Raw genomic sequence first — 12,736 nt, forward strand, 5'->3', positions numbered from 1 at the left:
GCAAATAATTACCTGCTTTGCGTTAATTATTGTTGGTAAAGGAAGTTGCTGATGCTGATTACCTCTGCGAAAACACCTGCTGCCGTAACTTCTGCACCGGCTCCTGGTCCTTTTACAACCAAAGGCCTTTCTTTATATCGGGCGGTGTGATATGAAATGATATTATCGCTGCCAGAGAGAGAATAGAAAGGATGTGTTTCACCCACTTCCTGCAACTGGACAGAAGCTTTACCATCTTCCAGTATGGCTATAAAGCGTAGTTTACAGCCTTCTTCAGCTGCTTTCTTCCTTTTAGCTTCCATCTCATCGTCAATGCTCTCCAGGGTTTGAAAGAATGACTCTACATCTGGAGCTTCAAGACATTGTTGAGGAAGAATATTCTGAATTTCTACGTCCTCTGGCTCTAGAGTAAGACCCACTTCGCGCGAAAGTATGAGAATCTTTCTGGCTACATCCATACCGTTCAGGTCTTCACGAGGGTCTGGTTCGGTATAGCCTTTCTGCTGAGCTTCTTTTACTACCTCGCTAAACTTACGCCCTTCCTGAAAAGAATTGAATATATAAGACAATGTACCGGAGAGTACCCCCTCTATTTTGTAAATTTTATCACCGCTATCTTTGAGGTCCTGTAGAACCCGTATTACTGGTAAACCCGCACCCACATTGGTTTCATACAAAAACTTAACTCCTGCACGCATGGCGGTTTGCTTGAGCTGCTGATAAGTTTTGTAAGTGCCTGAATTGGCTAGCTTATTAGGCGTAATAATAGAAACAGCAGACTGAAGTACCTCCTGGTAGTATTTAATCACATAGTCACTGGAAGTACAATCTATAAATACACTATTAGGAAGGTTAAGCTCCTTAAGACGATGCACAAAAGTACCCATATCGCTGGCAGAACCATCTTGCTCGAGTAGAGCCTGCCAGTGGTTGGTATCAATGCCTGCTTCGTTAATAAGCATTTTGCGGCTGTTGATAATACCAATAAAGTTAATGCGGAGGAGGCGGTTTTCAAAGAGTGTACTCCCTTGCTGAGCGATCTGCTTAAGCAAGGTGCTACCAATTAAGCCTAAGCCTGCCATAAACACATTAAGGGTTTTGGTCTCAGAAAGGAAGAAGGCTTCGTGCACAGTATTTAGCGCCTTGGAAAGGTTGCGCTGAGAAATAACTACTGTAAGGTTTACCTCAGAGGACCCCTGTGCTACGGCACGAACGTTGATGCCGTTTCTGCCTAAAGCGCTAAAAAGCTTACCCGATATACCAGGTGTCTGGCGCATATTTTCGCCAATAATTGCCACAATAGACAGGTGTTGCTCTACAATAGCTTTATCAATTTTACCGGTACTTATCTCAATAGCAAACTCTTCATCCATGGCTTCCTGGGCCAGTTTCGCATCTGTGGGGCTCACGGCAAAGCTGATAGAATGTTCAGAAGAAGCCTGTGTAATAATGATAATATTTATTTTCCTTCTGGCTAATGCTCCAAACAAACGTGAAGAAATACCCGGGATGCCTATCATGCCACTACCTTGCAGACTCAGGAGGGCTACTTCTTTAATTGAAGAAATTCCCTTAACCGCCATAAGCTTTTCGTTACCCTCAGGAGTGTTTTGGGTGGCATAAGGGTTTCGGCTAATTACAGTACCAGGAAACTCCCTGTTAAAAGTATTCCGGATTCTTAAAGGAATATTTTTATTAAGCAGAGGCTGTATAGTAGGCGGGTATATCACTTTGGCACCAAAGTGAGACATTTCCATAGCTTCCAGGTAAGATATAGCCTCAAGAGAGAAAGCATTTTTCACCTGACGGGGATCTGCCGTCATTACACCATCAACATCCGTCCAGATTTCAACTTCTTCCGCATTAAGCGCAGCGCCAAAAATAGAGGCGGTATAGTCAGAGCCTCCTCTACCCATAGTGGTAGTTTCATTGTCGGCAGTAGAGGCTACAAAACCTGTAATAATTTGTAGTGCCTTGTTAGCGGTAAAGTATTCATTGATATTCTGATTTGTAGACTCAAAGTCTACTTTAGCTGCATTAAAGTTAGCATCAGTACGTATAACTTTGCGAGCATCTAAAAAGTCGGCATCAATGCCCAGTTCTTTCATGTACTGGCTTATCAGGTAAGCTGATAAGCGCTCGCCAAAGCTTAGTACAAGGTCTAAGGTGCGAGGAGAGCGCTCTTTAAGCAAAAAGGCCCCGTGTAATAGGTCGTCTAGTTCGTTAATGAGGGTTTTGAGGTAAGCAAAAACTCTGCTCTGGGCATGCACATTAATTAGCGTTCGGGCTGTATCAAAATGATGCTTTTCCAGCTCTTTTAGTAGTTCCAGATAGCTCTCATCCCCACTGGCAGCTTTTTCGCTGATAGCAATAAGCTTATCAGTAATACCGCTCATGGCAGATACTACCACCGCGCACTTTATCTGCTCGCGATGATAAGTGGCTACAATCTCAGCTACAGTTTTTATGCTTTCGGCAGAGCCGACCGATGTACCTCCAAACTTCAGTAATTTCATATTTGTTTTAGTAATCTTGAGAGGGCGCAAGTTATAAAATCCCAGCGGATACAGAATATTATTTTGGGCATAAATCACCCTTTTTGATAGAAATAAATAAGTTTTTTGAGAAGAGGTAGGTAGTTCGGAACTTTTTAAGAACACAAAAGTTTGAAATTCAGAATCTATCCAAGTATATTTGCACCCTTAAAAATTTACGAATTATGAAAAGAACTTTTCAACCTTCGCAAAGAAAAAGAAGAAACAAGCACGGATTCCGTTCAAGATCAGCTAGTGCTAACGGCCGCGCTGTATTAGCCAGAAGAAGAGCTAAAGGAAGAAAGAAACTTTCTGTGTCTAGCGAAAGAAAACATAAAGCTTAGGAAGTAAAGCTGACCATGGTTGGCAGCTTTACTTTTTTTGCCAACCTTACTATTACTTTTTTTAGTTCTTCTTTCATTCTCTGGCGTTTGCCAGCACTTCTACTCCTCTGTCTAAAATTCTCTTTAGTTGCGCCACACCTTATCCAAGCAAGAAAGGCTTAGTAGCAAGAAGCTCATTGGTAGCTTGTTTAAAAAAGGAAAAGCGTACACCCACTACCCTATTCGTCTGATTTACTTGCCTGTAGAGGGCTTGGAAGAAGATCAGGTGCTCTTCAGTGTTCCCAAAAGAAACTTCAAAAAAGCCGTAGATCGCAATCTGCTCAAGCGAAGAATGCGCGAAGCTTATCGTCAGCATAAACATCTAATTACTTACAGGTCTACAGAAGAAGTTCACTTTTTGCTGGGGTATATTTATATTGCTAGAGAGAAATGCACGTATCAACGTATTGAAACTAAAATACTTGAAACGCTGTATCGTTTAAAGAAGTAAGAGACAAACCATCAGAAAAAATCCTTTGCTCATGAGTGCTAAAAAAGTGGGGAGAAGCTCCCTGATCGTGATGGCCTTCGCTATAGTAGTAGGAACGCTAGCCTTCAGAGGTCCGGGTGACAATTATTTCGCGATTGCTAAAAACTTAGACATCTTCGCTACCCTTTTCAAAGAAGTTAATACTTATTACGTAGATGAGGTAAACCCCAACTCCCTCATTAAGACCGGTATAGATGCTATGCTTAGGTCTTTAGACCCTTACACTAATTACATTCCTGAAGACGATATAGAAGATTATCGTACTATGACTACTGGTCAATATGGTGGAATAGGGGCTATCATTGGCAAACGCAATGGTAAAAATATGGTATTGATGCCTTACAAAGGTTTTCCTGCCGAAAAAGGAGGTCTTAAAATTGGTGACGAAATACTATCAGTTGATGGTATAGATGTAGAAGATAAAACGGTTGAGGACATCAGCAAACTTCTAAAAGGGCAGGCCAACACTGATCTTACCGTTACTGTTAAGCGCTACGGTGAAGAAAAAGATATTGACGTAACCATCAAAAGAGAAAGAATTACAGTAGATAATGTGCCTTACTTTGGCATGGTTACAGAAAATATAGGATATATAAAACTAAGCAACTTTACTACCGGTGCCGGAAGAGAGGTAGAGAATGCGATTAAAAAGCTAAAGTCAGAAGGTGCAGAAAAATTAGTTTTTGACCTGAGAGATAATCCAGGCGGATTATTGAGTGAGTCTGTCAATGTTTCAAACGCTTTTATCCCTAAGGGTTCAGAGGTAGTAAGTACTAAAGGAAAAGTAACAGACTGGAACAAAACCTACAAAGCAATTAACAACCCTGTAGATACGGATATACCAGTTGCAGTGCTTACAAGTAGCAGAAGCGCTTCTGCGGCAGAAATTGTTTCTGGAGTAATTCAGGATTATGATCGTGGTGTATTGGTAGGGGAAAGAACTTTTGGTAAAGGATTAGTACAAGCTACTCGTCCTTTAACTTACAACTCTCAACTTAAAGTAACTACTGCAAAATACTATACACCTAGCGGACGATGCATACAGGCTATTGACTATAGCCACCGTAATGATGACGGAAGCGTTGGCAAAATAGCTGATTCTTTGAAAACAGCTTTTGAAACCCGCAACGGGCGCCTGGTATACGATGGTGGTGGCATTAACCCCGATATTCCAGTGAAGCAGGAAAGGCTTACCCCTATTTCTATCAGCCTGTATACTAAGAGCCATATTTTTGACTATGCAACTGAATATTACTATTCTCATCCGAATATAAGTGATGCTAAAGAATTTCAGCTTTCTGATGCTGAGTATGCAGAGTTTGTTAGCTGGCTAAAAGGTAAAGATTATGACTATACTACTGAGGTAGAACAGACAATAGATGAACTGATAGAAAGCGCAAAAGACGAAAAATACTATCAGGATATTGAAGACCAGATTACCTCGCTTCGTAAAAAAGTACAGCATAACAAAGATCAGGATCTTCAAAACTTTAAGGAAGAGATCAAAGAACTGTTAGAAGAAGAGATAGTATCTCGCTACTATCTAAGTGATGGTAAAATTGAAGCTTCTTTTGATGATGACAAGGTGATGCAGGCTGCTATTGAAGTTTTGGATGACGAGAAAAAATACGAAGCCCTACTAAAAGGAGATAGTTAAGCTTTATTTCTATTAAAATCTAGAGCCGATTGATATTTCAGTCGGCTTTTTTTATATCTGACTGCCTTTAGCCGAGAAACTAAATTTCTTAACGATCAGGTTGCAAAATTCAACAAAATAAGTAAGCAGATTATAGAGTTGTATATTTATGTCGGTTGCCAGTATGGCTTTTTTCTCAACTTAGCTATTTGTTCGTAGAGTGTACAGATTCATTTTTATTACTTACCTTCTTATCTCCGCAAATTTTGCCTATGCTCAATGGGGTTTAAGCGCTGAGCAGGATATAAAAGTTGTGGAAAACGGAAAAGAACTTTCGTTTCCATGGGCTGGAGGACTCAATGCTGGGCAGTACTATAATGTAGATCTGGATAGAAATGGAACAATGGATGTAGTAGTCTTTGACCGTGCTACTGAGCAGTTTCAGCCTTTTCTGTCTAAAGATCAGCAACTTGTTTATGCTCCAGAGTATCGCTTAAGTTTTCCACAAAATATTCAAAGTTGGGTGGTTTTTGCAGATTATGATAATGACGGCAAACAAGACCTCTTTACCGCTTCTGGCAAGCGCGGTATTATAGTATACCGTAACCTTAGTGATAATGATTTGCAATGGGAACTGATAGCTGACCCTTTGAGTACGCTGGGCTTTTCCGGCTTTCAGATAGCCATTCAGCTTAACCCTTCAGATATACCTGCTATTAGTGATATTGATAGTGATGGAGATTTGGACATTGTGGTCTACAATGTAAATGGTAGAGGAAATTTAGAGTATTATCAGAATATGAGTATTGAAAATCAGGATGATACTTACCTGCGATATGAAGCTAAAAACGAGAATTGGGGAAGAGTAAGAGAATGCGGATGCCAGACCTTTGTTTTTAATGGAGGAGCCTGTGCCGAAATAAACGAACGCAAGTTAACACAGCAAAAGCTACTGCATGTAGGTGGAAAGGCACTTTTGGCAGTGGATATGGATGGAGACGGTGATAAAGATCTTTTAAGTAGTGATGAAGGCTGCGGAGCTATTAATTATCTGGAGAATGTAGGTAATACTGATGAAGCGGTTTTTACATCTTTCTCAATATATCCGGAAAATGTAGCTATGAGTTTTCCTGCCCCTTACTGGGCAGATGTAAACCAGGATGGACTATATGACCTACTGTTGGCTCCCAATCTGGCAGTAAACGACCTCAATAATCCGGATGATTTACAGGCTTCCAGCTATGTATACACAAACACTGGTACAAACAGTAAACCCAAGTTCAGTTTGCAGAGCAAAGCTTTTTTGCAGTCAGAAATGATAGATGTAGGAGAATATAGTGCTCCGACCCTGGCAGATTACGATAATGATGGCGATCTGGATTTGTTTATTGGGCATAGGGGGCGAAGCTTTGAAGGGAAGTTTTATGCTACAATAGTGCTTTATGAAAATACTGGTAGTGAGACACAGGCAGAGTTTTCACTCAAGAACGATAATTACTTAAACTTAAGTGAGCTCAAGCTACAGCAGCTTAAAATTTATTTTCAGGATATAGATCAGGATGGAAAGCAAGATCTGCTACTTAGTGGGGCGGAAAGTGCGTATGCTGGCCAGGCGGTCCTTTATTGGGTGCCAAACCGTGCTACAGAAGCTCAGCAAAGCTGGACGTTTGAACTTGAAGACCGAAAAAATCTCAGTCTTAAATTCCACCCCGACGAACAGCTTCATTTTATAGATGCTAATGGGGATAATCTGCAGGATGTCTTTGTAGCTAAAAGAGAAGGTAATCTGGAGTTGTATGAGAATCAGGATGCAAGCCCTCTACCAAACTGGCAACTAACAATAGAAAATGCAGGAGGTATAAGCAGTAGCGTTTTCAATAGAAATCTTGGTGTTTTGCTGTATGATTTTGACCAGAACGGCGTGGCCGACCTGCTGCGTACAGATGATAGCAAGACAGTTTTATTTTATAAAGATTTTTTGCAAAACATTGATAGTGAGGCACAGGGAGATACAGTAAGTGTGGAAGTAGGTGAGCAAAGCAGAAAACTACAAGGAGGTGCTAATCTCCATTTTTCGGCAGCAGCGCTGGGGGCTGCTTCTTCTGTACAGGTTTTGGTAGGTAGCCCTGCTGGTGGAGTTAATTTGTTTACTTACGTGAGAGAGCGGTCTACTCCTAGCAACCGGCTACTTGTCTATCCTAATCCCAGCCTTTTAAATGATGCAGCAGTACAGGTCAAAGCAGAGGAAAAAATTAGTAGTTTACAGATAATTACCTCAGCAGGCGCACTGGTAGCAAATATCACTCCTTCGCAACAAATGAATGAAATGCAAATAGATGTAGGCGGATTAGCCACTGGTATGTATTTAATCAGGGTTTTAGATACCAAAGGAACAATCAGTACTCAGAAGCTTTTGGTTCGTTAAGATGAAAGTTCTAATCAGTATTCAATTAGCAAAACAGTGGGAAGAGGTAACTTTTATGTCCGAAGCAGAAGAGAGCTTAAAGTTGAGGTATCCCTTTCTGAACACCTTTAGTCTGGATAATTTTTCATCAGCTGATATGCTCGATTATGCATTAGAAATGATGAATAAATCAGAAAGGCTCCTTGTGCTCGTAGAAAGTCACCATGAGCACGCAGACCTCCATAAATTGCTCAGGTTCTTTAATATACTCATTAGAAAACAACCTAACGCAAAGGTAATATTATTAGGCAAGCATAAAATGCTAGAGAAAATGGCAAAAGGTATTAAAGACAATTTTTACCTACAGCCTGATAAGGAGGCAAGAAACACTATTGCTGATTGCTTATTTGTTTAAGCTAAAAGAGTCAGCATCCAGATAAGCAGGAAACTTTTTACGAAAAGCTATAAGTTCTGCTTTAGAAAGTTCTACACTGCTTATTTTCTCATGGTCTCCCAGGTCTGTAACGCTTTCTCCTTTGTAATTGTAAATACAGGAATGACCATTGTAAGATATTTGCATTCCATCCTCCCCTACCCGATTGAGACCAACACAGTAAGACAAATTTTCTATGGCACGAGCCTTTAATAAAGTTTGCCACACGTGTACTCTACTTGCAGGCCAGTTTGCTACATAGAGTAATAAGTCGTATGCCAGGGTATTATCATCTATAGTTTCGTTCCGACTCCATACTGGAAAGCGCAAATCATAACACACTAAAGGTTTTATTTTCCAACCTTTTAGCTCAACAGTGAGGTGGGTAGTTCCTGCACTATAAATTTCATGCTCTTCGGACATTCTAAAAAGGTGCTTCTTATCATAATAGCTATACTCCCCATTGGGCTGCATCCACAGCAAGCGGTTATACATATGTTTACCCTCTCTGGCGATAAAGCTACCGCATACTACAGCTTTAGTTTGGGTAGCCTGTTGCTTCATCCAGCGGAAGGTCTTGCTATTCATAGGCTCAGCCAGATCAGGGGCTGCATTGGTAAAGCCTGTGCTAAACATCTCAGGCAAAATAATAAGGTCAGTATCTCCTTCAATCTGCCATATTTTTTCTTCAAACATCGCCAGGTTAGCATCTATCTTATGCCAATGCAAAGGCGATTGTATCAGACTTATTTTTAATGTATCTGAAAAGCTAGTCATAAGTTACAAAGTATTTCAGCGGCTTGTGTTAAAGTTTCGTCGTCCTTTGCAAAGCAGAACCGTAAATAATGATGATCAGTTTGATTCTGATAAAAAACGCTGATGGGTATGCTAGCCAGTTTTTTCTTTTGAGTCAAGTATTCAGCCAGCTTTCTATCAGGCATATCCGAATATGGCTGATAAGAAAACAATTGAAAATAGGTGCCTTTGGAAGGCAGAGGAGTAAAAGGCGTGGACTGCGTCAATCTTAAAAAGAGGTCTCTCTTGTTTTGATAAAAATCCGCCAGAGGCTGATAGCTATTAAGTGAACGCATATAATCTGCCAGAGCCAATTGAGTAGGCGTGTGCACGCTAAACTGTATATACTGGTGAACCTTTCTAACTTCGGTACTTAAATATGCCGGGGCGACAAAGTAGCCTACCTTCCAGCCCGTAGCATGAAAAGTTTTGCCAAAAGAAAATACCGCTATACTCCTTTGGGCTAGCTCCTGGTGCCTAAGGACACTTTGGTGAAGCGCGCCGTCAAATATAATGTGCTCATAAACCTCATCGCTTAGTACAATAATGTTAGTATTGCGAGTCAAGTTGGCCAAAATCTGTATGTCTTCTTCCGTAAGAATATTACCGCTCGGATTGTGGGGTGTATTGATAATAATCATCCTTGTCTTAGAAGAGATTTTATCTTCAACCTTATTCCAGTCTATTGAAAAATCTTTGGCACTTAAAGCTATAGGTATAGCTATTCCTCCATTAAGCTTAACAGAAGGAATATAGCTATCGTAGGCTGGCTCAAAGAGTATAACTTCATCACCTTTTTGCACAAAAGCACTTATGCTTGCATGCAGGGCTTCAGTAGCACCTGCTGTTACAGTTACTTCAGTTTCAGGCTCTACATATTTACTGTAAAGACGATATATTTTTTCTGCAATTTGTTGGCGAAGCATCAGCATACCAGCCATGGGAGCATACTGGTTGTTTCCGCTTTGCATATGTTCATTTACCAGTGCTAAGAGTCTTGAAGGTACCGAAAAGTCGGGAAACCCCTGGGAGAGGTTAATGGCATCGTAATCGGATGCCATTTTAGACATGACAGAAAAAATGGTAGTGCCGGTATCAGGAAGTTTAGAACTAAAACCGGCAATATCAGAATTGAGCAAAATATTATCTTTTGGCTAATTTGGGAGGAAGCTTCACCTTATAGTTGGCGTCAACTTTACCCTGGGTAATATTATTTAGTTTTCCTTTTATCAGGCGCTTTTTAAGCCCTTTGATATGATCGGTAAACAAAACCCCTTCTATATGATCAAACTCATGCAGCACAATACGGGCGGGCATATCATCAAGAGTTTCTGTATGCTCCTCCCAGTTTTCATCAAAATAGCGTATAGTAATAGTTTCAGAACGAGAAACATCGGCCCGAACACCAGGTATGCTTAAGCAACCTTCCTCAAAGGCCCACTCTTCTCCTTCGTAAGACAAAATCTCCGGATTAATGAAAACACGCTTAAAACCCTCATCTTCTTCATCATCTTCCATAGGCCCACTGTCTACGACGAACATACGAAGACTTTTACCAATTTGTGGAGCAGCAAGGCCAACACCACTAGCCTGGTACATAGTCTCAAACATGTCTTCGCTCAGCTTTTTTACATCAATTGAATGGGGCTCAATATCTTCTGCGGGCTTTTTTAATACGGGGTCGCCATATAATACGATCGGATAAATCATTCTTAAAACTGCTTCTTTTCTAAATAAGATTGTAAAATAATAGTAGCACTTACCTTATCCACATTGCCTTTTTCTCTACGATATTTTCTGGAAGTACCTCCTTCTATCATAGCATCTAAAGCCTGCTTAGAGGTAAATCTTTCGTCCTGCAAATGTACAGATTGTGCCGGAAAAGTTTTTTTCAGTTTTTTAACAAAGCCCTGCACCGGTTTGGTTGCATCAGTATTTGAATTGTCCAGATTTTTAGGCATGCCTACAACAAAAGCCTCTACTTCTTCTGCCTGGCAGTATTCCTGTAAAAACTGAAAAATTAAATGGGTACGCACAGTTTCCAGAGGAGATGCAATAATTTGTAGTGGGTCTGTAGTTGCTAGCCCTACCCTTTTAGTCCCAAAATCAATTCCAATAACTCTGCTCATGCCTTAGTTCATACGGGATTTGTCCCTAAAAAATTTGCGTACCTGTTTCTCTAACATTAAAGCTTTAGGAAAAAGGATTTCATTTTCTATGCTGGCATGGGTTTTAAGTTCTTTCTCAAAATGCTGCAACTCGGCAAAGACAACCCTTAAATGAAGGCTATTAATATTTTTAGTATTGTAGTCATTAGTAATATTGCGAATCCCCTTCATCTCATCATCGTCTACATCGTGGCTAATAGCAAAATCCTGAATAGAATATTTTTCCATATCAAAATAAAGCTTATTAGCTGACTGGGGAGTCATTAGAGCATCTTGGAGAGAACTGATATATGAGAAAAACTCATCCTCCTCCTGATAGATGTGGTAAATCAGGTCTTCTACAAAGAGAGGAAATATAAACTGCAAGTCTTCTACTATAGGCTTGTATTCCGTAGGCTGCAAGTTTTTTATAAGCTTGCTTAGGTACGGAAGTCTATCTTTTATAAAGATAAAATGAGTATGCTTCAGATACTCAATAATTACATCTATCGGGTAAGCAGATAAGGCCGGATGAGTATCTACATCTGAACTGCTAACAGACTCCAGACTATGGATCACCTGCTTTACATCTAGGCCTTTTTCTGAACACACCTGCTCTAGGGTTTTCTCATCATAATCATAAAATTTGATACCAAAGTAGTAGAGCACAGATGCATAGGCATAGTTCTCATCTACTATATCAGTAATACGTTTATTGGTATCAATATTCATTGGTCTTCTAGTCTGCATAGGAAACGCTTTCTCCTTCAATATTTGTATAAAGCCAAAAGAGAAATCAAAAATAGCATATTAAATAAAATTAACGCTTTGTAATTTTATATACAACTTAAGAGAACGAATGAATGATATTTATGTTTATTTAGTATATAATTGATAAATTGGTAGTTTAGGCGCTTAAATATTGCATTGCTCTAGCGGCTCCTTAACTTAGTCTTGAATACTTTTAAATCTCAATACAGTGAGTAAAAATAAAAACTCTGACTTTCAGATACGCCTTCCTATTTTTATCACCCTGGCAGTAGCAGCAGGTATACTTATCGGGGCAACCATGGCAGGAGGCGATAATTCTTCTAACAATCTTATAAGTAGTTATCTAAAATTTAAAGATATTCTTACGTACATCCAACGCGATTATGTAGATGAGGTTGATACAGATGAACTGGTAGAAACGGCCATTACAAAAATGCTGGAGGAACTGGATCCTCACTCGGTATACATACCAGCCGAAGAGTTGGAGATTGCCAAATCGCAGTTAGAAGGTGAGTTTGAAGGTATAGGTATAGAGTTCAATATTATTAAAGATACTATATATGTAGTAGCGCCTCTTAGTGGAGGTCCTTCAGAAGAAGTAGGGCTGATTAGTGGAGATAAAATAGTAAAGGTTGATGGAGAAACTGTAGCTGGTATTGGCATAGATAATCAGGATGTTTTTGAGCTGCTTCGCGGACCAAAGGGTAGCAAAGTAGAAGTTAGCATAAAGCGTAGAGGAGCAAAAGAACTTAAAGACTTTACTATTATCCGTGATAAAATACCACAGGAGTCGGTAGATGCTAGCTATATGGTGAATGAAGAAGTTGGCTACATTAAGGTAAGCCGTTTTGCTGCTACCACTTACGATGAGTTCAAAGAAGCATTACAGGAACTGAAAGGCAAAGGTATGAAAAAATTGATCCTTGACCTTCAGCACAATCCTGGTGGTTACATGGATAGAGCTATCAATATGGTAGATGAACTTCTTTCAGATAATAAATTAATCGTGTATACCGAAGGTAAGCAGCCCCGCTATAACTCTGAAGCCCGTGCTTACAAAGAAGGAATATTTGAAAAGAATCCTGTGATTGTATTAATTGATGAAGGTAGCGCTTCCGCCTCTGAAATCGTTGCAGGTGCACT

At 40.0% G+C, this 12,736-nt stretch carries 12 protein-coding genes (1 of these 12 cut by a window edge); 6 read left to right on the forward strand and 6 right to left on the reverse strand.

The annotated features are described in order from the left end of the window. Window positions 1-26: 26 nt before the first annotated feature. Window positions 27-2,516: a bifunctional aspartate kinase/homoserine dehydrogenase I gene (thrA, locus tag PZB74_RS07445; protein WP_302241839.1), complete on the reverse strand. Its 2,490-nt coding sequence runs from the start codon at window positions 2,514-2,516 to the stop codon at window positions 27-29. A gap of 203 nt (window positions 2,517-2,719) precedes the next feature. Between thrA and rpmH the strand changes: the two genes are divergently transcribed. The 5 genes from rpmH to PZB74_RS07470 all read left to right on the forward strand — a co-directional run bounded on the left by rpmH (window position 2,720) and on the right by PZB74_RS07470 (window position 7,862). Continuing rightward, on the forward strand, window positions 2,720-2,878 hold the full coding sequence (gene rpmH, locus PZB74_RS07450; RefSeq protein WP_302241841.1) for a 50S ribosomal protein L34: 159 nt from the start codon (window positions 2,720-2,722) through the stop codon (window positions 2,876-2,878). 127 nt (window positions 2,879-3,005) lie between these two features. Next, entirely contained in the window at window positions 3,006-3,368 is a 363-nt protein-coding gene (gene rnpA, locus PZB74_RS07455; RefSeq protein ID WP_302241842.1) for a ribonuclease P protein component, read from the forward strand. 31 nt (window positions 3,369-3,399) lie between these two features. Beyond that, the gene (locus PZB74_RS07460; protein ID WP_302241843.1) at window positions 3,400-5,064 is read left to right on the forward strand and encodes a S41 family peptidase; all 1,665 of its coding nucleotides are present in this window, start codon (window positions 3,400-3,402) and stop codon (window positions 5,062-5,064) included. A 199-nt stretch (window positions 5,065-5,263) separates the two neighbouring features. After that, the gene (locus PZB74_RS07465) at window positions 5,264-7,468 is read left to right on the forward strand and encodes a T9SS type A sorting domain-containing protein (protein WP_302241845.1); all 2,205 of its coding nucleotides are present in this window, start codon (window positions 5,264-5,266) and stop codon (window positions 7,466-7,468) included. A 1-nt stretch (window position 7,469) separates the two neighbouring features. Then, on the forward strand, window positions 7,470-7,862 hold the full coding sequence (locus PZB74_RS07470) for a glycosyltransferase family protein (RefSeq protein ID WP_302241847.1): 393 nt from the start codon (window positions 7,470-7,472) through the stop codon (window positions 7,860-7,862). Here the strand turns inward: PZB74_RS07470 and PZB74_RS07475 are convergent. Genes PZB74_RS07475 through PZB74_RS07495 form a run of 5 tightly spaced genes read right to left on the reverse strand, consistent with a single transcriptional unit; the run spans window position 7,851 to window position 11,572 of the window. Continuing rightward, window positions 7,851-8,657 (reverse strand): amidohydrolase, encoded by an 807-nt coding sequence (locus tag PZB74_RS07475; protein WP_302241848.1) that lies wholly within the window; start codon window positions 8,655-8,657, stop codon window positions 7,851-7,853. The two genes, PZB74_RS07470 and PZB74_RS07475, sit on opposite strands and share 12 nt — an antisense overlap. Further along, complete coding sequence (locus PZB74_RS07480; protein ID WP_302241850.1) at window positions 8,654-9,814, reverse strand: methionine aminotransferase; 1,161 nt, start codon at window positions 9,812-9,814, stop codon at window positions 8,654-8,656. The genes PZB74_RS07475 and PZB74_RS07480 overlap by 4 nt, the downstream gene beginning before the upstream one ends. Window positions 9,815-9,818: 4 nt before the next feature. Next, entirely contained in the window at window positions 9,819-10,385 is a 567-nt protein-coding gene (gene def, locus PZB74_RS07485; RefSeq protein WP_302241851.1) for a peptide deformylase, read from the reverse strand. A gap of 2 nt (window positions 10,386-10,387) precedes the next feature. Beyond that, window positions 10,388-10,804, reverse strand: a complete 417-nt coding sequence (gene ruvX, locus PZB74_RS07490; protein WP_302241852.1) for a Holliday junction resolvase RuvX — start codon at window positions 10,802-10,804, stop codon at window positions 10,388-10,390. A gap of 3 nt (window positions 10,805-10,807) precedes the next feature. Then, window positions 10,808-11,572 (reverse strand): hemerythrin domain-containing protein, encoded by a 765-nt coding sequence (locus PZB74_RS07495; RefSeq protein ID WP_302241853.1) that lies wholly within the window; start codon window positions 11,570-11,572, stop codon window positions 10,808-10,810. Window positions 11,573-11,801: 229 nt separating this feature from the next. Here PZB74_RS07495 and PZB74_RS07500 point away from each other — a divergent pair, with 229 nt between their 5' ends. Beyond that, a protein-coding gene (locus tag PZB74_RS07500) for a S41 family peptidase (protein WP_302241854.1) crosses the window boundary here: on the forward strand, window positions 11,802-12,736 show its 5' portion. 694 nt of this gene lie beyond the right edge of the window; the window shows 935 of its 1,629 coding nt (coding positions 1-935); the start codon lies at window positions 11,802-11,804; its stop codon lies off the right edge, out of view.

Source organism: Porifericola rhodea (assembly GCF_030506305.1).
In the GTDB taxonomy this organism is placed as follows: domain Bacteria; phylum Bacteroidota; class Bacteroidia; order Cytophagales; family Cyclobacteriaceae; genus Catalinimonas; species Catalinimonas rhodea.